The organism is Streptomyces sp. V4I23 (assembly GCF_030817975.1).
Classification (GTDB): domain Bacteria; phylum Actinomycetota; class Actinomycetes; order Streptomycetales; family Streptomycetaceae; genus Streptomyces.
Genome location: NZ_JAUSZW010000004.1, coordinates 4,583,203 through 4,605,411, shown reverse-complemented (window position 1 = coordinate 4,605,411; position 22,209 = coordinate 4,583,203). Strand labels below are relative to the sequence as shown.

The window sequence follows — 22,209 nt, the reverse complement described above, 5'->3', positions numbered from 1 at the left end:
GATCATGCAGTACCCTGTGCCGCCACGAAGGGGGAGGACGGATGCCGCCGGAGCGCAGGGACGTGCAGGTCAGGGCGGGTACTGAGGCCGATCTGGTCGCGCTCACCGACATCTACAACCACTACGTCCGTGAGACCGCCATCACGTTCGACACCACCGAATTCACCCCCGGACAACGTCGTCCGTGGCTGCACTCCCACCCTGAAGACGGCCCGCACCGCCTCCTGGTTGCGCAGGACGCGGCCCGAGGCGTCCTCGGCTACGCCACCAGCAGCCCCTTCCGCCCCAAGCCGGCCTACTCGACCTCGGTCGAGGTCAGCGTCTACCTCGCGCCCGAGGCCGCCGGCCGAGGCATCGGCACACTCCTCTACAAGGAGCTCTTCGCGGCGCTCGAGGGCGAGGACGTGCACCGGGCGTACGCGGGCATCGCCGGGGGCACCTCCGCCGGAGGCAGGGGGACGAACGAGCCCTCCATCAGGCTCCACGCCCGCTTCGGCTTCCGGCACGTCGGGACGTACGAGCAGGTGGGCCGCAAGTTCGGCCGGTACTGGGACGTGGCCTGGTTCGAGAAGCCCCTGAACTGAAGGGCGACGGCCCCGTGTCGGCCACCTCAGCCGAACTGCACGGAGCGCTTGGCCAGCCCCATCCAGAAGCCGTCGATCACGCTCCGGCCGGTCCCCAGTTCGTCCTGCGCCGCGCCCAGCGTGACGAACAGCGGGGCGAAGTGCTCGGTGCGCGGGTGGGCGATGCGGCCGGCGGGGGCCTTGTTCTCGAAGTCCAGCAGGGCGTCCACGTCGGCGGCGGCCAGCGCCCGCCGGCCCCAGTCGTCGAACTCCGTCGACCAGCCGGGCGTCCCGGCGTGCCGCAGCGCGGCCAGGTTGTGGGTGAAGAAGCCGCTGCCGATGATCAGTACGCCCTCGTCGCGGAGCGGGGCGAGCCGCCGCCCGATCTCCAGGAGCCTGCCGGGGTCGAGCGTCGGCATGGAGATCTGGAGCACGGGGATGTCCGCGCCGGGGAACATCTCGACGAGCGGGACGTACGCGCCGTGGTCGAGGCCGCGGTCGGGGACGTCCTGCACCGGCGTACCGGCGCGGCGGAGCAACTTACGTACGGACTCTGCGAGTTCGGGTGCCCCGGGAGCCTCGTAGCGCACCTGGTAGTAGTGCTCGGGGAAGCCCCAGAAGTCGTAGACGAGAGGGACGGTCACGGTCGCGCCGAGCGCGAGCGGAGCCTCCTCCCAATGCGCGGAGACCACGAGGATCGCCCTGGGGCGCGGCAGGCCGGCGGACCAGGCCGCGAGCTCGCCGGGCCAGACGGGGTCGTCGGCGAGGGGCGGCGCGCCGTGGGACAGGTAGAGGGCGGGCATGCGCCCGGCGGCGGGGCTGGCGTTCATGGCGGCTGACTCCCGATCTCATTGAACTTTCAAGTTCGTCTCACGACACTACTCCTGCGGTCCATTTAGTTCAACTTTCAAGAACCGGGTCGGTACAGTGGGATACATGAACAGGGCATCCATGGGCGACAGCGAGTCCGAGCCGCGCTGGCTGACCGAGGCGGAACAACGCGTCTGGCGTTCCTACCTGCATGCCACCACTCTCTTCGAGGACCATCTCGACCGCCAGTTGCAGCGGGACGCCGGCATGCCGCACGTCTACTACGGCCTGCTCGTCCAGCTCTCCCAGGCACCGCGCCGCCGCCGCAGGATGACCGAGCTGGCGATCGACGCGAAGATCACCCGCTCCCGGCTCTCCCACGCCATCGCCCGGCTGGAGAAGAACGGCTGGGTGCGCCGCGAGGACTGCCCCTCCGACCGGCGCGGCCAGAACGCCGTGCTCACGGACGAGGGTTTCGAGGTCCTCGAGCGGGCGGCGCCCGGGCACGTGGAGGCAGTGCGCCAGGCGATGTTCGACCGGCTCACGCCGGAACAAGTGCGGCAGCTGGGCGAGATCATGCAGGTGATGGCCGAGGGACTCCAGCCGCAGGACACGGGCGCGGACCTGCCCTGGCTGCGCTGAGCGGACCCGGCGCCCGAGCTCGGCCCGGAACGCGCGCGCTCGCACACGGACAGGGGCCCGGCCCGGGTCGATCACCCGGGCCGGGCCCCTGCCGCGCGGCCTCTCGTATCCGCCTCAGTGGGCGACGACGGGAATCCTGACCTCGTCCTCGACTCCGTCACCCTCGCCCGAACTCGCGGTGGGCGAACCGGCGCCCGGACGCCCGGAGTTGATGAAGGTCGCGGCGATCGTGGCCGAGACCGCCAGGATGCCGACCGCCCACCAGATCGCGGACGAGAAGCCGTGCACCATGCCCTGGAGCTCCAGGAGCTTCGGGTCGGCCGCACCGGCCGCGTGCGCGGTGATGTACGAGGTCGTGGCGGACGCGGCGATCGTGTTCAGCAGCGCCGTACCGATCGCTCCGCCGACCTGCTGCGAGGTGTTGACCATCGCGGAGGCGACACCGGCGTCGGCCGGATTCACGCCGTGCGTGGACAGGGACATGGCCGGCATGAACGCCGTACCCATACCGAGGCCCAGCAGCAACTGCGCCGGCAGGATCAGGCCCGCGTACGAGCTGTCGATCTCCAGCTGCGTCAGCATCAGCATGCCGATGGCGGCCACGACGAAGCCGGGGGCCATCAGCAGCCGCGGCGGCACACGGGTCATCAGCCGGGCGCCGATCTGGGTCGAGCCCGTGATCATGCCCGCGATCATCGGCAGGAAGGCGAAGCCGGTCCTGACCGGGGAGTACCCCTTCACGACCTGCAGGTAGAACGTCAGGAAGAGGAACAGCCCGAACATCGCGATGATCGCGAGGCCCAGCGAGAGGTAGACACCGCCCCGGTTGCGCTCGGTCAGGACGCGCAGCGGCAGCAGCGGGGAGCTGACCTTCGCCTCCGTGACGACGAAGGCGGCGAGCAGCACCGCGGAGGCGACGAACATGGCCACGGTCAGCCCGTCGGACCAGCCGGCGGACTCGGCGCGGGTGAAGCCGTAGACCAGCGCGACCAGACCGAGGGTCGACAGGACGACGCCGGGGATGTCCAGCGACGAGCGGTTGCGCGCGCCTTCCGGCTCGCGGATGACGAGGTACGCGCCGACGGCCGCGATGATCGCGAACGGGATGTTGACGAAGAACGTCCAGCGCCAGTCGAGGTACTCGGTGAGGAAGCCGCCGAGGATGAGGCCGACCGCGCCACCGCCACCGGCGATCGCACCGTAGATGCCGAACGCCTTGGCGCGCTCCTTGGCGTCGGTGAACATCACCGCGAGCAGCGAGAGCGCGGCGGGCGCGAGCAGCGCGCCGAACACGCCCTGCAGGGCGCGGGCGCCGAGCATCATCGCCTCGCCGGTCGCCGCGCCGCCGAGGGCGGAGGCGGCGGCGAAGCCGAGCAGGCCGACGACGAAGGTCCGCTTGCGGCCCCACAGGTCGGCGATGCGGCCGCCGAAGAGCAGCAGACCGCCGAAGGCGAGGGCGTAGGCCGTGATGACCCACTGCCGGTTGGCGTCGGAAATACCCAGGTCCTGCTGGGCGGTGGGGAGCGCGATGTTCACGATCGTCGCGTCGAGGACCACCATCAGCTGGGCGAGGGCGATGAAGACCAGAGCCTTCCAGCGGCTCGGATCCGGCAGGGATGTGTCAGGTGTTCCGGGTGTTTTCGGCATGGGTTGGCCACCTAAGGAGTACGAGAGGTCACGCGAGGTGCGTCATGGCGTCAAAAGGCCCGCGGGCAAAGGGGTCTCGGCGTTGAGACCCCGAAGGCGGGGTGAAGTCATCGGCCGGGTCGGGCCCGGCCCGGCACCACGGGTCGACAGGCGGCGGTGACCGCGAGGCGAGGGCGATGCCGACATCGGCGCTACGGCGTCAGGAGCTGCTCCGCAGGTCTTCGAGGGTGGCGGCGGCGCCCGGCAGCTCGGAGCGCGCGGGCGCTTCGAGGCCGTCCAGGAACAGCTGCAGATGGCGGTGGACGAACCGGTCCATGTTCAGGCACGCGGTGCCCGGCAGGGGCCGGGTGAGCTGGGAGAGGGCGACCATCAGGTCCCCGACCGCGACGTCACCGCGCATCCTGCCCGCCGTCTGGGCCCGCTCGACGAGGCCGCGCACGGCCTCCTCCAGGAGCTCGCGTCCGGCATGCAGATCCGGGTGGTCCGAGTCGAAGGCTCCGGAGAGCATCGGGCACAGCGCGCCGATGCGCTCGTCGGCCGCCTCGTGGACGAACCGGCGCAGGGCGGCGAACGGGTCGGCCTCCTCGGCCGTCGCCGTCGTCGCCCGCTCGGTGGTGCGGGACATCACAAAGAGGACGACCTCGCGGACGAGGACCGCGCGGTCCGGGAAGTGACGGTAGAGCGTGGCGTTGCCGACGCCGGCGCGACGGGCGATCTCGTCGAGCGGGACCTCGGGCCCGTACTCGACGAACATCTCGCGCGCTGCCGAGACGATCCGCTCACGGTTCCGCAGGGCGTCGGCCCGCGGGCGCGACATGCGGCGCACTTCGGTGGCGGCGGGGCTCACGGCTCCCCTTCCTTCCGGTCTCTGTGGATCCGGCTCCTTTTGCTCGACGGACCTCGCCGGGTCTCGATGAGCCTCGACGGGCCTCGCCGAAGCGGGGAGCCCTTCCCCGTTTCGCGGGGACACCGGTGCAAACGGGGAGAGGTTCCCCGGTTATTTCCCTACCGGGATGTGACCTGAGTCACTTCTTTCCGGGATGGAACCTGCCGCCCGGAAATACCCACGATCGGACCACCCGGCGCGCGGTCGGCCGGAGGCCGACACAGGCTGACGGACAGAGCGCAGCCAGGGTCCGGCCTGCTGCCGCGGACCCGAAGGCGAACGCATGCAGCAGCCCCGCCCCCGGATACGCACCCGGAGCAGCCACCGCCGGCTCGGGGGGCTCGCCGCGTTCGCCGCCCTCACTCTCGCGGCGCTGGCCACGGCGAGTTCGACGATTCCCGCGCCCTCCAAGGCGTCGGCGGGACCGGTGGCCGCTCCGGACGCTCCCGGGCTCGGGCCCTGCCGCATCCCCTCGGTGTCCGGCGTGCAGATGTCGGAGGGCATACCTACCCCACCGGGCTACACCCGCTCCACCGGCGAGGTCAGCGCCCTCAACCTCATGATCGACTTCTCGGACGCGGTGGGCGAGGGGTCGGCGCTCGACCGTCTGGCGGAGTTCTTCCCCCAGACCTCCGAGTGGTTCAGGACCAGCTCGTACGGCCGGCTCAGCTACCGCCCCCACGCCCCGGTGAGCGACTGGCTGCGAATGCCGCTGCCGTTCGCGGCGTACGGGATAGACCGCGGGTCACCGTACGAGCCGGGCTACCGCAAACTCGTCGAGGACCTCGTGAAGGTCGCCGACGCGAAAGTCGACTTCAGCCGGTACGACCTGGTCAACGTGCTTGTCACGCCCAACGCCGGCCCGTCCGCAATCGACACCGTGCTGTCCGTGACCTTCTCCGGCAACGACGAGGCTCCGTACGCGGACGGGGTGCCGCTGGCCAACACGTCCTTCGTCTACAGCCGCCAGGACGACGGCTCGGGATCGTACGCCCGGACCGGGTACCGGGTCCTGCCGCACGAGAACGGCCACGTCTTCGGCCTGCCCGACCTCTACACCGCGGGAGGCGGCGGCGCCGCCGGCCACTGGGACATCATGTCCGAGGACTGGGGCGCCAACAACGACCTGCTGGGCTGGCACAAGTGGAAGCTGGGCTGGCTCGACAACGACCAGGTCCGCTGCGCCTCCGCGCGGGGCACGACGGAGTACGCGCTCACGCCGCTGGCCAACGCCGGCGGCTCCAAGCTGGCGGTCGTGCCGCTGGGCGAGGACAGCGGTTACGTGGTGGAAGTACGGACCCGGGCGGGCAACGACGACGCCGTGTGCGAGCCGGGCGTGCTGATCTACCGGGTCAGGTCGAGCGTGGACACGGGCCAGGGCCCGGTGACGGTGGTGGACAGCCAGTCCGGCAGCGGCGGCTGCACCCGCAGCCCCAACGTCCACGCGGAACTGTCCGACGCGCCCTACCGGCCGGGCCAGACCTTCAGGGACGCCGAGAACGGGGTGCGCATCTCGGTGGTGGGCAAGGAGAAGGACGACGTGTACCGGGTGCGGATCACCCGCTCCTGAGCCGGCCTCCGTGTGCTTCAGGTGGCGCCGAACCCGGCCCTCAGCTCCCGCTTGAGGATCTTGCCCGTCGGATTGCGCGGCAACGGCTCGTCGCGCAGCACCAGATGCGCGGGCACCTTGAACGCGGCGAGCACCTCGCCGACGTGCGCCCGCAGCTCCTCCGCGTCGGCCGTGGCACCGGGCCGCAGCTGCACGACGGCCGCGACCTCCTCCCCGAGCACCGGATGCGGCACCCCGAGAACGGCAGCGTCGGCGACATCGGGATGGTCGTGCAGGACGCCCTCGACTTCGACGCAGTACACGTTCTCGCCGCCGCGGATCACCATGTCCTTGATCCGGTCGACGACACTGACGCGCCCGTCGCGGACGGTCGCGAGGTCTCCGGTCCTGAACCAGCCGTCGCGGAACGCCTCCGCGGTCGCCGGCTCGTCGCGCCAGTAACCCCGCACGACACACTGGCCCCGCAGCCACAGTTCGCCGACCTCGCCCTCGGGCAGCGACTCGCCGCCCGGCCCGGCGATGCGGACCTCGACGGCGGGCGCGGGGCGGCCGACGCTGCCGGGGTGCGCGCGGTAGGCGTCGCCGAAGTTCGCCAGTACTCCCCCGCTGGTCTCCGTGAGCCCGTACCCGTTGCGCGGCTCGATCCGCCGCCCGTACGCGGCGGTCAGCCGCGCCACCAGGTCCGGCGGGGCAGCGGCCCCGCCGGTGCTCAGATTGGTGAGCGTCTCCAGGCCGGAGCCGGCCTGCTCGGCCGCGTCCAGGAGTTGCAGCGCGGTGGTCGGCACACCGGAGTAGTGGGTGACGCGGTGCCGCTCGACGAGCGCGAGCGCCTTGTCTGCGTCCCACTTGCGCATCAGGACGAGAGCGCCGCCGACGCCCATCATCGCGTAGAGCGTCGTGAACGCCGCGACATGGAAGAAGGGGAAGGTCATCAGGGTGACGGGGGCCGCCCCCTGCCCCGGCACCAGTCCGCGCCCGAGCGCGGCGGCCGTGGCGTGGTAGCGCGGATGCACAGTGGCCCCGGCCTGCGCGAGATGCGTGGCGACGGCGCCCTTGGAACGGCCGGTGGTCCCCGACGTGTAGATGATGGTGGCGTCGCTCTCCGCCGCCACGTCCACGGCCGGCGGCCCGGCGAGCGGGTCGGGCGCGTCGAAGTCCTCGTACCGCTCGACGCCTTCGGCGGTCGCGCCGTCGTGGTGGAAGACGACGGTCGGGGCGCCGTTCGCCCGCCGCCACGCCTCCACGCGGGGCAGCCGCTCGCCGTCGACGAGGAGCACGGCGGGGGTGCAGTCGACGAGCGCGTACGCGAGCTCCTCCTCGGTCCACCAGGCGTTGAGCGGCACGGCGACGAGCCCGGCCAACTGCGCGGCCCAGAAGGCGATCTGCCACTCGGGGTGGTTGCGCATGGCGATGGCGGCCCGGTCGCCGGGGCGTAGCCCGTAGACGTCGGTGAAGCGGCGCGCGAGGGCGCAGGCGGCGGCGAAGAACTCCCCGTACGTGTACGTCCGGCTCTCGGCGATCAGGAACGGCCGCTCCCCGTAGGCCCACGTGGCCTCGACGAACTCCCGCAGCGTGCGCGGCCCGGCCGCGTACTGCAGCGCACCGTCCTCGCCCCGCACGACGGCGAAGGGCGCACCGGGCGCGGTGAGCCCGTCGCGCACGGCGTCGGACATCTCGGCCTGCGACACGGCTCGCCCCTCTCCAAGCGCTCGCTCAGTACGCCGGCGACGCTATGCCGCGCCCTGTACCCCGTCAAGGCCGAGCTGGGCCGACGGCACGGGCGTGAGCTGGGGAAAGGGGAAACCCACCGGGCCGGAGAGCTTATCCGCTAGGCTAGGCGCCGGATCTCACGCAGATCCCCGCCTTCGTAGCTCAGGGGATAGAGCACCGCTCTCCTAAAGCGGGTGTCGCAGGTTCGAATCCTGCCGGGGGCACAGCAAAAGTGCAGGTCAGCACGCTGAAGGCCTTCCAGGGGACCTCCCTGGAAGGCCTTCAGGTGTGCAATGGGAACGCCCTGGGAACATTGGAATGCACATTATTCGCACTTCGGACATTCTTTAGTGATCTGATGGCCACCCACGTCTTGACCGCCCGGGGCGCGGCCCGTTCTCGGGGAAATCTGCCCCGGTTCGTCGAGGTGCGACGGCGTGGGTGCCCTGACTCGGCATCAACGCTTCCCCGATCCCGTCCCGAACGGGGCCGCGGCCATGGCGGAGAGTCGCCCCCCTGCACAGTGGCGGTACCGTGCCGGAATCTCACCGGGTTCCTCGTTCCGCTGTCGCTTGTCGGCCGGAAGCGTCCCGGAACAATGCGCCACCGCGCCAAGCCCTCGGCTGTGCAGTGAGACACGGGAAGGGATAGGCCGGGTCTACTCCACGGCTCGGCCTGCGGTGCGCATCAGTTCACGGATCTTGAACCCGTAGGCCTCGGCGAGACCCTCCCCGGCGTAGCACAGCACCTCGTCGCCGTCGTAGTCGCCTTCGCAGGCGTCCAGGCCGTCGAGTACGCCGAGGGCCACGGCCTCGGCCGCGTCAGGCATGCCCAGCGCCAGACGGCGACGGACATCGGCCTCGTACTGCTCGATGATCGGCTCGATCAGACGGCTCGCGGCCTCGTATACGCCGGTGTACCCGAAGCCCGGGCGATAGCCGGTGCTCAGATGGTCGCTGTCCAGGGTGCGCAGGGCCTGCTCGACCTCGGCCGCCGTCCCCTCCTGAAGGGCGGTCAGTTCGACGCGGGCACGCGGGGCGAGCAAGTGGACGGCCAACTGGTCTGCTTCTGCGCGCAGTTCGGGCCGAGCATCCAGCAGCCGGTCCAGCACCGCGGCCTTCTCCACGGCGGTGAGTGCGTCCAGGGCTTCGCCGGGGGCACAGGGGGTGTCGTCGACGGGTGCGGCGTGCCAGGGCAGGCGCCGTTCGACGGCGTGCAGGGCGAGTGCCACGGCATGCCGGCACAAGCGTCCTGACGCCAGGGCGCACGGGCCGTCGCATTCCGCCGTCAGTTCCCGACCTACGACCTGCACCCATACACCGCGAGCGGCGCCCGAGCCGTCCCGCACCAGGCCGCCGATGCCGCGGGGCTCGCTCTCCGCCTCGATCACCGCACCGTCGGCGAGCAGGGTCCGCCCCTCGGTGACCTCGGTGTCGTCGGCGAACGCATACACCGTCCCCTCGTTCCATGACCACAGCCATGCGGTCATTCAAGCGCACCCCCGGGAGAGTGGGCGAGCGGGCGGCCCTGGCCACTACGCTCGGTGCGGAGACGGCAACACCTCTGCGAGCACGAGGTACCGCAGTGGGCAAACGCAACCAGGAACGACGGCGTGCGAAGAAGAAGCAGCGCGATACGCGGCAACGTGCCCGGGCGGAGCAGGAACGGGCCTTCGACGCCGCGTCCGGGTTCGGCGGCTGCGGCGGATCCCTTTCTGCGGGGTGGGCGGCTGGCGGCCGGGGCGCATCACCTGACCGCCGTGAGCTGACTGCAGGGAACGGCTGGCGACGTTCGCGACCAGCGAGACAGCGATGCCGGTTCGAACGCTGGCGGTTTGGCACTTCAAAGGTGCAAGGCGGCCTCCACGGTGATCCGCGATCGCGGTGACCACCGCCCACCAGCCCCGCCCACCCCGCCCCGATCCCTGCCCTCGCCACCGTCCGGGGCCAACGCCGGGCACGGACGCACGAATGAAAGACTCTTGAATAAGTCCAGATATAATAAGCACACCTATCCATGCAGAGGTGTGCCGTGGACAAACCTGCCGAGATGTTCGACCGCGACTTCGAGTGGGCCGAGCTGACCCGCTTCGCCGCCCTGCCCGGCCCGCGCGCCACCCTCGGCGTGGTCTCCGGCCGCCGCCGCCAGGGCAAGACCTTCCTCCTGGACGCCGTCACGCGGGCAAGCGGCGGCTTCATGTTCACCGCCACCGAGACCACCGAAACCGACGCCCTGCGCCAGTTCGGCGAAGCCCTCGCCCGCCACCGCGACCAGCCCACCCCGTTCCGCTTCACTCACTGGGACGAGGCCGTCACCGAGCTCATGCGCATCGCCGACAGGGGCGGCCCCACCATCGCGGTCATCGACGAGTTCCCCTTCCTCGCCAAGGCCTCCCCCGCCCTCCCCTCGATCATCCAGCGCGCCCTCGACCCCGCCGCCCAGCACACCAACACCCCCGTACGGCTCCTCCTGTGCGGCTCCGCCCTGTCCTTCATGGGCGGACTCCTCGCCGGCAACGCCCCGCTGCGCGGCCGCGCCGGCCTGGAACTCGTCGTCCCCACCCTGGACTTCCGCCTCGCCGCCGAGTTCTGGGAGATCACCGACCCGCGCACCGCACTGCTCACCCACGCCATCGTCGGCGGCACCCCCGCCTACCGCCGCGAGTTCACCCAGGGCGACGCCCCCGCCGGGCCCCACGACTTCGACGCCTGGGTCACCCGCGCCGTCCTCAATCCCGCCCGTCCGCTCTTCCGCGAGGCCCGCTACCTGCTCGCAGAGGAACCCGAACTCCACGACACCGCGCTCTACCACTCCGTCCTGGCCGCCATCGCCGCCGGAAACGCCGCACGCGGCGGCATCGCCGACTACCTCGGCCGCAAGTCCACCGACCTCGCCCACCCGCTCAGCGTCCTCCAGGACGTCGGCATGATCACCCACGAGGCCGACGCCTTCCGCCGCAACCGCTCCGCCTACCGCATCGCCGAACCTCTCATCGCCTTCTACCACGCGGTCATGCGCCCCGCCTGGGGCGATCTGGAACGCCCCGGACGCGCCCCCGCCGTCTGGCGCCGCGCCCAGTCCACCTTCCGCAGCAAGGTTGTCGGCCCGCACTTCGAACAGGTCTGCCGCGAATGGGCCCGCTGGCACGCGTCCCCCGCAACCCACGGTGGGCAGGTCACAAGAGTCGCCAGCGGCACCGTCAACGATCCTGCCGCGAAGACCAGCCACGAAGTCGACATCGCGGTCCATGGCGAGACCGACAGCGGCCGCGAAACACTACTCGCCATCGGCGAAGCCAAATGGAACGACGTCATGGGAAAGGGCCACCTCGAACGTCTCCAGCACATCCGTGCTCTCCTCACCGCGCGCGGCACCGCCACCGACGTCACCCGGCTGCAGTGCTACAGCGGCACCGGCTTCACCGACGAACTGCGCCACCTCGCCGAGAACGACCCCGCCATCCAGCTGATCGATCCAGTTCGCGTCTACCACGGCGACTGACCCGGTCGCAGTCACCGCCCCTGTACCGGGAACATGACCTCCACCATTACCGGCGTCCCGGAGAGCCTCAGTTCACGCTCATTCCCACTCTACTGACCTGCGAAAAGGGCCACTGGCTCAACTCCCTGGGAGCTGTTCCTCGTCGGGCCGATGATCAGTCGGTGGTGTGGGGGGACCGGCAAGCGTTGGGTGAAGGTCTTGCCGCCGTCGCGGGATTCGTAGACGCCGTCCTGGGTTGCGATGAGGACTCGGTTGGCGTCGACGGCGGTCAAGGCTTGGGGCTGACCGCCGGGGACGGTGGCGGTCTTCTTCCAGGTGTGGCGCCGCCGTCGGTGCTGCGGTGCAGTGCACCGGTGGGGTCGATGCCGTACAGCGCGTCCGGCTTGGTCCACGAGAGGCAGGCCATCACCGGCCCGGCGCCGCGGCTGAAGCTCTTGCCGCCGTTTGTGCTCTTAGCGATGCCGTTTTGAGTGGTGGCCAGCACGATGTCCGGGTCATTGGGGCTGACAGCGATGTCGAGGGCGGCGAGTTCGGCGCGCTTGTCCCAGGTCTTGCCGTCCTTGCTGACGCGCAGGAGGCCACCGGTGCTGTCGTAGCCGTAGATGGTGTTGTGGGGTAGTCCAGGGCATGGAAGTCGACTTCGCCGTCGAGGGAGAGGGTCTTCCAGGTCTTGCCTGCGTCGGTGCTCTTGATCAGGCCGCGGTTGGCGTGGTCGCCGCTGCCTTCGGCGGGGTGACCGCTGCCGAGGAACGTCTTGGGGCCGGCGATGGTGAAGCCCATGTAGTCGGCGGTGTCGCTGACCCGCTGGGAGGAGCCGTCGTCCGCCACGGCGATGTCGCCCTCGTGCGTGGCGACGTACAGCTGTCCGTCCGCGGAAGGAGAAGTCTCCGAGCCGGTGGTGCCGTTGCCGGAAGCGCCTGTGCAGGCGGTCAGAACGGCCGCGAGCAGAGCAGCTCCGGCGGAACGAGGACGGAAGGCGCACGACGCGAACGGCGTGATCCACATCGAGTCTCCGGTCAAGGCCACTTTCTGCCTCGGTCAGTTCATGACCGACGTGAACTTGCGCCTCCCGGCTCCCTGGTCCGGATGGTTCACTTGGCGACTCACGGTGGCGGTCACACAGGTCGGTGACTGAAGCGTTACGCCCAGACCGTGGTGAGTGCCGCGACGAGGTTGGTGTCGGCCGGTGCCGCAGGCCACCATTCGCCCTCGTCGTCCCGGAGTTGGGATACCAGCACTGTCAAGGCCGCCCGGTGTCAGCCCGAGGGTCGCTAGTGTTGCCCCATGGGTGTGTTGGACACGGCCGAGCTTGAGGCCATGATCGAAGAGGCGACTGTCGATGCCTACAACGAGGACGAGCAGCTGACCGGTCTGTTCACCATGCTTGAGGAATACCTCTGCCTGCCCTTCACCACCGCGGTTCTCGGCGTCGAGGTAACCGTGGACGGTATCGACCTCACACCGGACGGACGGATCGTCGCCCTGTGCTCTCGCGGCGGCATGCGGCAATCGATCGGAATGCTGGAGCTGCCGTTGCCCAGCCCGGCGCCCGAGGGTGCGGAGTGGATCGAGGCGTACCGTCACTGGGCCGGTTGAGGTCGGGCACCTCACACCCCACGCGGAACCGGCTTGTCTGGGAGGGCTGACCGTGGCTGACGCCGTACATGGCACGCAGCAGGGCGCTGGCGAACCGTCGCTGACCGAACTCATTGAGCGCAGTGCCGAGTTGAAAGGGCAGCTGGTCGCCTTCGGGCAGAGCACCCGCTTTGACCGGTGGCTGACGCCCCTCCTGCTTGAGGCCGCAGGGCCTGAGCGGCAGTTGGACGAGGGCGAGGCGATCCGGGTCATCGACCACTTCATCCTGCGGTACCGCCTGCCGGACGGTTCGACCGTGGTGGACTGGTTCGTCGCCGGACGGAAGGACTTGACCGCGGTCGACCGGGAGATGCTGCTCGGCTGGAGCGACCCCGTCGAGGGAATCTTCGAGATCCAGCGCAAGGAAAAGGACGCCGTCGTCCTGCTGAACCTGGTCGACGACCTGGAGTACCGCACGTACTCGAATGTTGGGCGGGCGGCGTTCCGTGGCATGTCCAAAGGAGGATTCCTCCACACCTGCCTGGTACCCGTTCACTCGGCCGGCGGGGCGTGGCTGGTATCCGGGGCGATGACGAGCTACCCCAAGTCCAGTGCCACCGAGATCGCCCAGGCCGCTCTCCACCTGGCCACCAGCCAACCCGAACTGGTCTTCCGCAACCCCGAGAAGCTCGAGCAGGGATGGCAGCGGATGCGGGAGGACCGGGCCGCGTTCGTCGAGTTCTGCGGCGGCGATGAACTGGTCCTTCCGCCTGCCGAAGCCGAGGACCTCCTCAACGCCTACTACCGCCACCGCCAAGAGGCAGCCGTCGCCGGACAGCCCGCCCGTGCCCGGGGCAGGCGGCTGTCCGACCTGGACCTGCCGTTCTTCGAGCTGCCGCGAGAACTCGCGGATTCGCACACCATCGGCGTCATCTATGACCAGGTCGACGGGCTCAACTTCTACGCGGACTACGGGATGTTGCGAGACCTCTTCGCGGACCCGGTGCGCGCGAGCCGTGGGCAGCATCAGGACCTGTTGCGCACGTACCTGCGCGAGGGGTCGATTGCGCCACTGCCGATCCGCCGACTGGCCGACGCGCACCCGGAGACAGCCGACGCGGTGTTCCGGAAGCTGCTGCGGAAGCCCGGATTCACCTGGAGCGAGCACGGTGAGGCGCTGCTACGCCGACGCAAGCCCTGGTACTACGCGAACGAGCCCCGCCCTGGTGTCTCCGTAATCGGCGACCGCCTCGGCGCGCTCCTCACCGGCCGCCGGTAGCGTTGAGCGAACGTATGCCGAGTCAACGGCAGTTGGATGGCTCACGCCGGAGGAGGTCCGGGAGCGGATGGCCGAGGTCTACGCGGTGCGCCTGCTCGATGCACTGGACGGTCAAGGCCCTCACGTCCGCAGCCACGACGGCCGGCATCTGGCCGCACACTCACGCTAAAAGGCCCATCATGGTGACAGCGGACGTTGCTCTTCAGTTCGAGCGCCTCGCGGTGCGGGGCGACCACAGGGATCTCCGGTTGCGTATCGGCTCGTACCGCCATTCCTGCGATTCGTACTACCTCGCGATCGACGAGTCCCCGACTGCTGCCCGCAGTCTTGGGGCGAACTTGGCGCGTCTGCTGGAGCAATGGAGCACCCAGGTCGATGCACTCAAGGGGACAGGAGGCACCGCATACCTGCCCTACGACTTCTCGGATCAGTGCACCGCCTGGCTACGCGTATCGTCCGTAGACGGACGGACCGCCGAGGTCCAGGCCGGTTGGAGCTCGATCGAAGGTTGGGGCATCGAGCCCTCGAACTACGTCGCCACAGCCCCAGAGGTAACGGACTTCGCCCCGATCAGCAATGCGCGGATCGAGTGCGCGTTGACCGACTTGACAGCGTGCTTCGGCAGCAACCGGGACGCCCTTGCTGCCTCGGGGCAGTAGCGCGGTAAGAGTTTCCCTACTCCATCAAGGCGCATCCGCCGCGCACAGCGCGGCGTCGCGCGGCCCGGCGACTCGGGCCGCACGCCGAAACGGCGAAAGGTTGTCGGTGGAGGGGCCCGCTGTGGCTGAGGCGGTCGGTTCCACGGCTTTAGGCAGCCACCATGGGGCGAGCCTCGAAGATCGGGGCCCACATCGGGCTTGAGCGGGCAGGTCCACAGACTGCCCGATTCGCACCGACCTCGTGACGAAGGTCACCCGCCCCATCCATGCTGGCGTCGGTCAGCGCACCCACTCGTCCTCGCCACCAGGGCCGACCATGATTGGGTCGATTCCGTGTCCGGTCAGATGCCAGGACTCAAACTGCGGGTCCGGGCCGACCCAGAGTCCTGCGCCATCGTGGAAGTCGACGACCAACGTCCCACGGTCACGCACGTCGACCGAAGTGACCGACTGGCCGTAGAGCGCCAGCACAGGTGCGAGGCTCACACCTGTGCCGGGGTCCAGCTCGTGCCACTCGCCAGCAGCGTCCCGGAACAGGAACGGCGTCTCCACTACCAGCTCAGCATCCAGCCGGTACCCCTCATCCGGATCAAGGGCACACAGGCTCAACCGCACCTGCTGATCAAATGACGTGCGCTCCGCCCGAGAGCCGATCAAGGCCACTGGAACCTTCACGCCGCCCCCACATCCACGGCAAGCCGACAACCTGACGGCTCGACATCGTAGGCGCAGCCACGTTCCCCCAACGGCGTGCCCCCTGCGTGCCCGATCAGCAGGAGACGAGCGGGGAACCACGGGGAATCGCGGACACCAAGTGACTCCCCCGCAGGTCAACGAACTCCCAGCTCAGCAGACATCCGCATACGGCGTCTTCCGAACTCGTGCCCCAGAGCAGACCGGCCGCGCTTGACTCGACCATGAGACTCCACCGCTCACGTCATCAGCCGCAGCAGGCCCTGGTAGAACACGGGTGTGACCTACAGATTCATTGCGAACATCGCCTATGGGTGGCAGGAGAAGCGGCCGCCGGACATCTACGTCCCGACTGCCGTAGTCGCCGAGTCAGAAGACGAGGAGAGCTTCGCGCTCGAGTTCCAAGGTGGCTTCGAGGAACCAGACGAACAGGACATCCGCAACGGCTGTGACTCGTACTGCGTTGTCACTCCCGACCAGAACACCGCGTACGGATGCCTGCGCACGGTGGAGCTGGAAGGGAATGTCCTGCGGGTCACATTCGACCCCGCTTACCTGGAAGACCTGTACTTGGACGATCCGGTAGTTGAGGCAGTCCTGCATGCTCCAGTCGAGGACATAGCTCGCATGACAGAGGCACTCACACGCATCCTCACCTACGGCCGACCCGACGCGCTCCCGATCGTGATCGGAGTCTGATTTCTCCAGCCCACGTGGTCAGCATCTCGCCGGTGCTGTCGGTGAGGACCTCAAGCGTCGGGTGAGGAGCGGCAGCGATGGATGAGTGTCTGAATGCGTGACAACGCCGACGCACAGCAGCGAACGAGCGCGGACGTCAGCGGACCATCAGCGCAGGTGACAAGCACAGCATCCCGAGTACAGGCACCGGCCCAAGTTGCTTCGGGAGGAAGCGGTCGCTCGGTTAGGGTGCGCCGCATGACCGACGAAGCGCCTGCCTGTCCCGAGTGCAGCCAGCCCATGAAGGTCGGCGGCTTCGTTCTCTCCGTGCGGGAGGGCGATGGCCTACGGGCCTGTCGGTCGCTGTGGAAGTGCGCCGGTCGGCATGTTTGGTGGGGCTGGGCTGACCGGCCGGACGAGCCATTGGAGGTCTGCCCGGTGCCGGAGCTGTTCCGCTGACATCCAACGTTGACATCAACGACGACGGACAGCAGTGACAACCGGCAGCCACGTGCGGCGCCCATGCTCGCGGTGCCCCGCAGCCACGTGGCCGTTTGCGCGAGAGGTGCGTGAGCGGACGGGTCGCCAGACCCAGGGGTGTCGGTCCACCTCCGACCACACGCCTCACCGCGCCGCAGGCCGCGGAACGCGACCAAGCGGAAGAGCGCATACAGCCGATCCTCCGAAATGTGGTCGAGGAAGAGACCGGTGTGCTCCGGAGTCCGGACCATCACGAGGATCAGCCCGCCGAAGAAGCGGTGCCGGACCCAGAGCCGACGTACGGCTCGGGCTGCTGGACGAACTGCGCGCCAAATAGGCGCTGGACGCGGTCACGCTGTGGGCGGCGGCGAGGCATCTGCAGCCCGCGTGGCAGCACGCCCCGCGCCTGGCAGTGGTCGGACCTGCCAAGCGGTGCGGCACGTCACGCCTCCTGGACGTGCTCACCCCGAGACGGTCCACGAGCCGATGCTCACCATCAACACCACGCCGGCGGCGGTCTTCCGCTCGATCACCGACGCACCGCCCACCCTGCTGGTGGACAAGGCAGACACCATCTTCGGCAGCCGGAAGATGGCGGAGAAGAACAAGGAAATGCGTGGCCTTCTCAACGCCGGACACCAGCGCAACCGGCACGTCACGCGGATCGCCGGCATCGACAAGATCGCAGCGATTCCTGCGCTGCGGCTCAGGCACGCGGTTCGGTGACCACAGCAGCGCCCGGCCGAGCGGACCTGCGGGACCTTCGATCGGTGCGAGGGGTGGATGCCTCTTCCCGCCACGGATACGCTGAGAGCGGGTGTTCATCATGGAATGGCTGACAAGGCTTCCGGTGATCGCACGGCTGATGCGCACGCACGCGTGGCGATCGTACGAGCGGCTGGCCACGGTCCACTGGGCCCAGCTCGCCGCCGCCATCACCTTCACCAGTTTCCTCGCGCTTTTCCCCCTGATAACCGTCGGGGCGGCGATCGGCGCCAAGCTGCTGAGCGACGACCAGCTCGGGAAACTCCAGGACAAGATCGCCGACCAGGCGCCGGGCCTTTCCGACCTGCTGGACCTGGACAGCCTCGTCGCTCACGCCGGAACCGTCGGGCTCATCGCGGGCGCGCTGCTGCTCGTGATCGGCATCAACTGGGTCGGCTCCCTGCGCGGGTGCCTGCGCGCGGTATGGGAGGAGGAGCAGGACCCGGGAAATCCGTTCCTGCTCAAGCTCAAGGACGCCAGTGTCCTGGTCGGGCTCGGCGCGGTCGGGCTGGTCGCGATCGGCAGTTCGGTGTTCGCGAACGCTGCGGTCGGCTGGGCCGCCGACAAGGTCGGGATCGAGGGCGGGGCAGGACGGGCGCTGCTGTTCGTGGCCGGCCTTGCCATCGCCCTGCTCGTCGACTTCCTGCTGCTGATCTACCTGCTCACCCGGCTGCCGCGGGTCCATCCTGGCCGACGTGCGGTCGTGGTCGCTGCCCTGATCGGTGCCGTCGGCTTCGAACTGCTCAAGCTTCTGCTGACCGGCTACTTGCAGGGTGTCGCGGCGAAGAGCATGTACGGCGCCTTCGCTGTGCCAGTCGCCGTCGTCCTGTGGATCAACCTCATGGCCAGGCTGCTGCTGTACTGCGCCGCTTGGACGGCGACAGCGGCGCAATCCAGCGAAGCCGCTGGGGATGAGAGCTCCGGCCCCGGGGGCAGCCCCGCGGTCGGCGACGCACCACAGGGCGCGATGTCCAACGGCAGCGCACCAGCAGCACCGCCCCGTACGGTGCCTCCAGCCCACGGCCCGTGATGCCGAGCACGTAGCGGGTCAACGCAGCCGACTGATGTGTTCGACTCGCCCTGTGCGTTGGTCCCGGCGATCGGGTCGGAGCTCCATCCGATGACGGAGGACCACCGCGCTCGGGGCGAAATGCTGGATGCCGGCAGGTTCGAATCCTGCCGGTGGCACAGCTTCTGACGTGCGTCGGAGTGTCGGACACCCCCTCGGACATGATCTTCTGAGGGGGTGTCCGACAGCTCACAGCGTGCTCACTCGACGGACATGTCGTCGCCGCCGCACTTTCCGTCGTCGCACGTCGTCCCGGCCTGGAGCACCTCGATCACCAGGAGCAGGTGAACCAGGGCCTCCCGCGCCTCGGGCACCCTCTCCGGGGTGGTGTTGAGGAAGCCGATCGCGGCGTCCAGCCGCTCCCTCAGCCAGTCGATCTGCGCCACGCACACGCACTTGCCGTCCTCCAGTGCCGTCAGCCTGCGGTCGGCCTGCGACAGAGCGGTGCGTGCGGTGTCGAAGTCCGGAGTCGTGCCGTCGAACGAATCGAGCCCCAGCTCCAGCCGGCCGTTCAGCTGTGTGAGAAGCAGCCTGCAGTTCTTCTTTTCGTCGCCCTTGTCCTTGTCCTTGTCCTCGTCCTTGTCCGTGACTGCCACGGCGGACGGGGCGTGCTTCGTCTCGGCCGAGACGGTGGGGGCCGCGAACATGGTGGCGGCGGCGACCGCCGCGGTGACGGCCATGATGGAGCCGCGGATCTTGGCAGATATCATCTCGTGCTTCTCCTCAATGCGCTCTGATGCGAGATGAGACGAGCCGCTCCGGATGGAGCGCTTGAGATCCAAAGAACCCATGCTGACTCAGCGCGCAACCGCGACTACTGTCCGTATCGCCGGCGGTTGAGGTCTCCCCCTGCGAGAACCGAAGGTCAACAGCCCAGAAGACCTCTTCAGACCTCATGGCCCCCTATTCGTGCAGATCAGTGACGCATCGACCGCCGAGGAGCGACGGCTGAGCGCTCGGACATACGTCGCGGTGCGGTCCGGCCGGATCCGGCGGAACGCCACGCGCGGTCCAGGAACGACGACGGCCCCAGATCCACCTTTCGGCAGATCAGGGGCCGTTTCATAGCGCGCTCGCACTCGCAGCGCACAGAGGGCACACACGCCTACTTCAGAAGTGACGCTACTGGCGATGGCGGGGCGTGCTCTGTCGCGGTGGCAGAGTCAAGGTGATTTGTCGGACGAGTTGCTGGAAGCAAGCCAGGGACGCGACGGGTGGCAGGACGGCTGCGGCGATGCCCGTGAAGGTCCTTTCGGCCTGAGCTACGCACAGCATCACCGCGACCGAGGAAAACAGCAGAACGATGAACCACGAGTGCAAAGCCCGGCGCCGATGCAAGGCAGTTCGCAGGATGGAGAGCGAGGCCACCATCCAGGGTCCGTACACGAGAAGAGGCCACCACGGAATCATCCAGCTCCTCGCATCGGACATGACGTTCTGCAGAGGCCCGTAGGCCACAATGCCGCCGAATACGCTCACCATCGCCACGATGACGGCAACGAATGCGACGATGACGAAGCTGCCGGTCTGCAACCACTTGAGTCGGGGCTTTCGGACTCGGATCTTCCGGTGCCCGGCAGGAGAACGTCGGATGCGCGGCAACTGAGCGGTGATCTTTGTCAGGTTCTCCATCGGGCCGATGAAGCCGACGCCGGATGGCGCATCGCCGCGAGGCGGCGGCACCGTGGCCGCCTGCTCTGCCGGAACTGCCTCCTGCAAGAGATAGGCAAGTTCCTCAACGGGGTCCCAGCCCGAGTCCGGGGGCACCAAGGCAGTCCCTGAGGGCAGGCCATCGACATGACTGCCGAGCCAGCCGGTACCCGACCCATAGGTGTACGGGTCGGAATACCATTCATGCCGCACAAAGGAGGGGTCCGCATAGTCGCGATTCATGAAAATCCGCCCCCGTCACGCGCGTTCCGCGTGGCAGCCAGAGTTCCCCTGACCGTTCCACCGCTGGTTGAGTTCCGCCTGAGCCGCCTCCAGCAGTGCGAGGAACTCGCGGAGCAGTGAATCAGTGACCTGGAGTTGGACCCGCGCGCCGTCCCCGTGCAAGGTGCCACGCGCATCAAGCGCCGACTGTGCCACACCAGGCGTGTAAGTGTATTTTCCCGCTGTCACATCACGGATCGCAGGCAGATTATCCTTCCTCGCGCCGCGCTGAGGCAAGCCGTGGAACCTTGCTTTCGTCATATCCCGACTAACGCCGCTCCCTCTCCTCCAGATGCGTGGCAAATGGGTGACCCTGGCGCGGGAAAACGCTAATACCATCTGCATCTCACTCTGCGCGTCACGAGTCGAGCGGTTGCCTTCCTGCCGGGGCGCCGGCACAAGCCCCGGACCGGTCGTGGTCCGGGGCTTTTGGCCTGGTCAGGGCGGGTCGACTAGGTGCCCGGCGCGCGGTACTGGACTTCCTCGGCCCTGCGCAGGGCGTCCAGCGTTTCGTCGACCGTCAGGAGAACCGTCGTCTCCAACGAGCTGAGCGCACCGCCTCCCGTGATCGCCAGCGCGACCGCCGCCATGGAGACGTTGTCGGGGGCCTCCCACAGGGTGCAGCCGTCGTGCCGGCCGAAGGCGTACCAGAATCCGTGCAGCTTTCCGCCGACCGACTCGATGTACGTCTGAGCGGCCTGTCTGCGGTCCTCCGGGTTGCCGATGAGCCTGGCCCACGTCTCCGGCGTGTAGCTGAACCTCGATAGATAGAGCGGCATCGGCTCCCTCTCGTCGGGTAATTCCCCACAAAATGCCGTGGAGCGCCGAATTTAACCGCTGTGTCCCCGAAGCACGCTGCACCGCTGCTGCGTGTCATGCATCCCCGCGTTCGACGCGGAGGAGCACGCCGGGCCCCAGTTCTCAGGCGCGGCACTCCGCGCGCATCTGCGCCGCCGCGTGGTGCGCGCCGTCGCGACCGTCGCGGCCCCAGTCCTGGCCGCGGTCGACGAGTCGCACCGTCAGCCGCTGGTCGTGCACCGGGACCTTCTCGATGACCAGGCCCCTGCCGCGCAGCGACGTCTGATCGATCTCGAACGTCTTGACCGCGCTGCCCGGATCGTCGGGGTCCTTCAGTACGAGATACGTGGACGGCCTTCCCGCCACGTCCTGGGCGCGGTCGCTCTCGGGGACGACGACCGCCACGGAGCAGGTCGTGTAGCCGCTGCCCACGTACCAGGACCATGTCGCGCTGTTCCCAATGTCCTTGACCGGGGAGCCGGACATGGGGATGGCCGTGAAGCGGCCGTCGCAGCCGTCGCCGCGGTGGCCGCCCGAGCGCACGGTGTACCAGCCGTCGTCGCCGCCGCCGTAGCGCCCGTTCTCCTCGTAGCGCCCGCCGCCGTTGCAGCCGGGCCCGGCCCAGGCCGCGTAGGAGGGGCCCTTGGTGGAGCGCGGGGGTTTCGTCTTCTGCGGCGGCTTCGGCTTCGGGCGGCCCAGGGAAGGGGACGGTGAGGGTGCGGGACTCGGCGTGTCGGACGGCTGGATCCGCTGCGGGGCGCCGCCGAGTTCGTCGAGATCCTCGTCCGGCCCCGACGCCTGCGCGCCGACCGGCTCCGTGTCACCCCCGAAGGGGCCGCACGCCGTGAGGGCCAGGGCCAGTGCCGTCAGGGCGACCACGCCCGTCATCAGCCGCCTTGCCGCACGGTGCGGCCGTGCCGCCCTCGTTCCCGCGCCGTCGCTGCCGCATCGT

21 protein-coding genes, 1 tRNA gene and 3 pseudogenes are annotated in these 22,209 nt (G+C 69.0%); 13 read left to right on the top strand and 12 right to left on the bottom strand.

What is annotated here, in order from left to right; genetic code table 11:
• Nucleotides 1–41 precede the first annotated feature (41 nt).
• Entirely contained in the window at nt 42–584 is a 543-nt protein-coding gene (locus tag QFZ82_RS23295) for a GNAT family N-acetyltransferase (protein WP_307714999.1), read from the top strand.
• A 26-nt stretch (nt 585–610) separates the two neighbouring features.
• Here QFZ82_RS23295 and QFZ82_RS23290 read toward each other — a convergent pair whose 3' ends face one another.
• Nucleotides 611–1,366, bottom strand: a complete 756-nt coding sequence (locus tag QFZ82_RS23290; RefSeq protein ID WP_307717813.1) for a dioxygenase — start codon at nt 1,364–1,366, stop codon at nt 611–613.
• A 133-nt stretch (nt 1,367–1,499) separates the two neighbouring features.
• Between QFZ82_RS23290 and QFZ82_RS23285 the strand changes: the two genes are divergently transcribed.
• Nucleotides 1,500–2,015: a MarR family winged helix-turn-helix transcriptional regulator gene (locus QFZ82_RS23285; RefSeq protein WP_307714998.1), complete on the top strand. Its 516-nt coding sequence runs from the start codon at nt 1,500–1,502 to the stop codon at nt 2,013–2,015.
• 114 nt (nt 2,016–2,129) lie between these two features.
• On the opposite strand, the gene QFZ82_RS23280 is transcribed toward QFZ82_RS23285, so the two are convergent.
• Complete coding sequence (locus QFZ82_RS23280) at nt 2,130–3,662, bottom strand: MFS transporter (protein ID WP_307714997.1); 1,533 nt, start codon at nt 3,660–3,662, stop codon at nt 2,130–2,132.
• A 199-nt stretch (nt 3,663–3,861) separates the two neighbouring features.
• Nucleotides 3,862–4,479: a TetR/AcrR family transcriptional regulator gene (locus QFZ82_RS23275; protein ID WP_307717812.1), complete on the bottom strand. Its 618-nt coding sequence runs from the start codon at nt 4,477–4,479 to the stop codon at nt 3,862–3,864.
• 352 nt (nt 4,480–4,831) lie between these two features.
• Here QFZ82_RS23275 and QFZ82_RS23270 point away from each other — a divergent pair, with 352 nt between their 5' ends.
• On the top strand, nt 4,832–6,118 hold the full coding sequence (locus QFZ82_RS23270) for a M6 family metalloprotease domain-containing protein (RefSeq protein ID WP_307714996.1): 1,287 nt from the start codon (nt 4,832–4,834) through the stop codon (nt 6,116–6,118).
• Between the two features lie 17 nt (nt 6,119–6,135).
• On the opposite strand, the gene QFZ82_RS23265 is transcribed toward QFZ82_RS23270, so the two are convergent.
• Entirely contained in the window at nt 6,136–7,791 is a 1,656-nt protein-coding gene (locus QFZ82_RS23265) for a class I adenylate-forming enzyme family protein (protein ID WP_307717811.1), read from the bottom strand.
• A gap of 188 nt (nt 7,792–7,979) precedes the next feature.
• On the opposite strand from QFZ82_RS23265, the gene QFZ82_RS23260 reads away from it, so the two are divergent.
• Nucleotides 7,980–8,052, top strand: a tRNA-Arg gene (locus QFZ82_RS23260).
• Between the two features lie 434 nt (nt 8,053–8,486).
• On the opposite strand, the gene QFZ82_RS23255 is transcribed toward QFZ82_RS23260, so the two are convergent.
• Nucleotides 8,487–9,317 (bottom strand): hypothetical protein, encoded by an 831-nt coding sequence (locus tag QFZ82_RS23255; protein WP_307714995.1) that lies wholly within the window; start codon nt 9,315–9,317, stop codon nt 8,487–8,489.
• 560 nt (nt 9,318–9,877) lie between these two features.
• On the opposite strand from QFZ82_RS23255, the gene QFZ82_RS23250 reads away from it, so the two are divergent.
• Nucleotides 9,878–11,329, top strand: a complete 1,452-nt coding sequence (locus QFZ82_RS23250; RefSeq protein ID WP_373429437.1) for an ATP-binding protein — start codon at nt 9,878–9,880, stop codon at nt 11,327–11,329.
• A gap of 405 nt (nt 11,330–11,734) precedes the next feature.
• On the opposite strand, the gene QFZ82_RS23245 is transcribed toward QFZ82_RS23250, so the two are convergent.
• Nucleotides 11,735–12,349: a hypothetical protein gene (locus QFZ82_RS23245; RefSeq protein ID WP_307714993.1), complete on the bottom strand. Its 615-nt coding sequence runs from the start codon at nt 12,347–12,349 to the stop codon at nt 11,735–11,737.
• A 264-nt stretch (nt 12,350–12,613) separates the two neighbouring features.
• On the opposite strand from QFZ82_RS23245, the gene QFZ82_RS23240 reads away from it, so the two are divergent.
• The 4 genes and pseudogenes from QFZ82_RS23240 (at nt 12,614) to QFZ82_RS23225 (ending at nt 14,842) form a co-directional block, all read left to right on the top strand.
• The gene (locus tag QFZ82_RS23240) at nt 12,614–12,925 is read left to right on the top strand and encodes a hypothetical protein (RefSeq protein ID WP_307714992.1); all 312 of its coding nucleotides are present in this window, start codon (nt 12,614–12,616) and stop codon (nt 12,923–12,925) included.
• A gap of 52 nt (nt 12,926–12,977) precedes the next feature.
• A complete protein-coding gene (locus QFZ82_RS23235; protein WP_307714991.1) occupies nt 12,978–14,183 on the top strand; it encodes a hypothetical protein in 1,206 nt (401 codons plus the stop codon).
• Nucleotides 14,176–14,352: pseudogene (locus tag QFZ82_RS23230) on the top strand (NUDIX hydrolase); the annotation flags it as partial. The gene QFZ82_RS23235 and the pseudogene QFZ82_RS23230, both read left to right, overlap by 8 nt.
• Before the next feature lie 10 nt (nt 14,353–14,362).
• Nucleotides 14,363–14,842: a hypothetical protein gene (locus QFZ82_RS23225; RefSeq protein ID WP_307714990.1), complete on the top strand. Its 480-nt coding sequence runs from the start codon at nt 14,363–14,365 to the stop codon at nt 14,840–14,842.
• A 279-nt stretch (nt 14,843–15,121) separates the two neighbouring features.
• Here QFZ82_RS23225 and QFZ82_RS23220 read toward each other — a convergent pair whose 3' ends face one another.
• The gene (locus QFZ82_RS23220) at nt 15,122–15,517 is read right to left on the bottom strand and encodes a DUF6188 family protein (protein ID WP_307714989.1); all 396 of its coding nucleotides are present in this window, start codon (nt 15,515–15,517) and stop codon (nt 15,122–15,124) included.
• A 297-nt stretch (nt 15,518–15,814) separates the two neighbouring features.
• Here QFZ82_RS23220 and QFZ82_RS23215 point away from each other — a divergent pair, with 297 nt between their 5' ends.
• Nucleotides 15,815–16,234, top strand: a complete 420-nt coding sequence (locus tag QFZ82_RS23215; protein WP_307714988.1) for an Imm10 family immunity protein — start codon at nt 15,815–15,817, stop codon at nt 16,232–16,234.
• Between the two features lie 237 nt (nt 16,235–16,471).
• Nucleotides 16,472–16,672, top strand: coding sequence for a dehydrogenase (locus QFZ82_RS23210; protein ID WP_307714986.1), 201 nt, complete (start codon nt 16,472–16,474; stop codon nt 16,670–16,672).
• Nucleotides 16,673–16,809: 137 nt separating this feature from the next.
• Here the strand turns inward: QFZ82_RS23210 and QFZ82_RS23205 are convergent.
• Nucleotides 16,810–16,947 (bottom strand): annotated as a pseudogene (locus QFZ82_RS23205) (site-specific integrase); the annotation flags it as partial.
• Between the two features lie 24 nt (nt 16,948–16,971).
• Between QFZ82_RS23205 and QFZ82_RS23200 the strand changes: the two are divergent.
• A pseudogene (locus tag QFZ82_RS23200) lies at nt 16,972–17,371 on the top strand (hypothetical protein); the annotation flags it as partial.
• Between the two features lie 148 nt (nt 17,372–17,519).
• Nucleotides 17,520–18,488, top strand: coding sequence for a YihY/virulence factor BrkB family protein (locus QFZ82_RS23195; protein ID WP_307714985.1), 969 nt, complete (start codon nt 17,520–17,522; stop codon nt 18,486–18,488).
• Between the two features lie 239 nt (nt 18,489–18,727).
• Here the strand turns inward: QFZ82_RS23195 and QFZ82_RS23190 are convergent, their stop codons facing one another.
• The 4 genes from QFZ82_RS23190 to QFZ82_RS23175 all read right to left on the bottom strand — a co-directional run bounded on the left by QFZ82_RS23190 (nt 18,728) and on the right by QFZ82_RS23175 (nt 22,145).
• Nucleotides 18,728–19,237 (bottom strand): hypothetical protein, encoded by a 510-nt coding sequence (locus QFZ82_RS23190; RefSeq protein ID WP_307714984.1) that lies wholly within the window; start codon nt 19,235–19,237, stop codon nt 18,728–18,730.
• 412 nt (nt 19,238–19,649) lie between these two features.
• Entirely contained in the window at nt 19,650–20,420 is a 771-nt protein-coding gene (locus QFZ82_RS23185; RefSeq protein ID WP_307714983.1) for a DUF2637 domain-containing protein, read from the bottom strand.
• A gap of 491 nt (nt 20,421–20,911) precedes the next feature.
• Nucleotides 20,912–21,238: a GYD domain-containing protein gene (locus QFZ82_RS23180; protein WP_307714982.1), complete on the bottom strand. Its 327-nt coding sequence runs from the start codon at nt 21,236–21,238 to the stop codon at nt 20,912–20,914.
• 142 nt (nt 21,239–21,380) lie between these two features.
• Nucleotides 21,381–22,145, bottom strand: coding sequence for an adhesin (locus tag QFZ82_RS23175; protein WP_307714981.1), 765 nt, complete (start codon nt 22,143–22,145; stop codon nt 21,381–21,383).
• Between the last annotated feature and the right edge of the window lie 64 nt (nt 22,146–22,209).

What these genes read in the sequence shown, in the direction of transcription:
- QFZ82_RS23295 (WP_307714999.1), top strand. Translation starts at nt 42, where the DNA reads ATGCCGCCGGAGCGCAGGGACGTGCAGGTCAGGGCGGGTACTGAGGCC.
- QFZ82_RS23290 (WP_307717813.1), bottom strand. Translation starts at nt 1,366, where the DNA reads ATGCCCGCCCTCTACCTGTCCCACGGCGCGCCGCCCCTCGCCGACGAC.
- QFZ82_RS23285 (WP_307714998.1), top strand. Translation starts at nt 1,500, where the DNA reads ATGAACAGGGCATCCATGGGCGACAGCGAGTCCGAGCCGCGCTGGCTG.
- QFZ82_RS23280 (WP_307714997.1), bottom strand. Translation starts at nt 3,662, where the DNA reads ATGCCGAAAACACCCGGAACACCTGACACATCCCTGCCGGATCCGAGC.
- QFZ82_RS23275 (WP_307717812.1), bottom strand. Translation starts at nt 4,479, where the DNA reads ATGTCGCGCCCGCGGGCCGACGCCCTGCGGAACCGTGAGCGGATCGTC.
- QFZ82_RS23270 (WP_307714996.1), top strand. Translation starts at nt 4,832, where the DNA reads ATGCAGCAGCCCCGCCCCCGGATACGCACCCGGAGCAGCCACCGCCGG.
- QFZ82_RS23265 (WP_307717811.1), bottom strand. Translation starts at nt 7,791, where the DNA reads ATGTCCGACGCCGTGCGCGACGGGCTCACCGCGCCCGGTGCGCCCTTC.
- QFZ82_RS23255 (WP_307714995.1), bottom strand. Translation starts at nt 9,317, where the DNA reads ATGACCGCATGGCTGTGGTCATGGAACGAGGGGACGGTGTATGCGTTC.
- QFZ82_RS23250 (WP_373429437.1), top strand. Translation starts at nt 9,878, where the DNA reads ATGTTCGACCGCGACTTCGAGTGGGCCGAGCTGACCCGCTTCGCCGCC.
- QFZ82_RS23240 (WP_307714992.1), top strand. Translation starts at nt 12,614, where the DNA reads ATGGGTGTGTTGGACACGGCCGAGCTTGAGGCCATGATCGAAGAGGCG.
- QFZ82_RS23225 (WP_307714990.1), top strand. Translation starts at nt 14,363, where the DNA reads ATGGTGACAGCGGACGTTGCTCTTCAGTTCGAGCGCCTCGCGGTGCGG.
- QFZ82_RS23210 (WP_307714986.1), top strand. Translation starts at nt 16,472, where the DNA reads ATGACCGACGAAGCGCCTGCCTGTCCCGAGTGCAGCCAGCCCATGAAG.
- QFZ82_RS23195 (WP_307714985.1), top strand. Translation starts at nt 17,520, where the DNA reads ATGGAATGGCTGACAAGGCTTCCGGTGATCGCACGGCTGATGCGCACG.
- QFZ82_RS23190 (WP_307714984.1), bottom strand. Translation starts at nt 19,237, where the DNA reads ATGATATCTGCCAAGATCCGCGGCTCCATCATGGCCGTCACCGCGGCG.
- QFZ82_RS23185 (WP_307714983.1), bottom strand. Translation starts at nt 20,420, where the DNA reads ATGAATCGCGACTATGCGGACCCCTCCTTTGTGCGGCATGAATGGTAT.
- QFZ82_RS23180 (WP_307714982.1), bottom strand. Translation starts at nt 21,238, where the DNA reads ATGCCGCTCTATCTATCGAGGTTCAGCTACACGCCGGAGACGTGGGCC.
- QFZ82_RS23175 (WP_307714981.1), bottom strand. Translation starts at nt 22,145, where the DNA reads ATGACGGGCGTGGTCGCCCTGACGGCACTGGCCCTGGCCCTCACGGCG.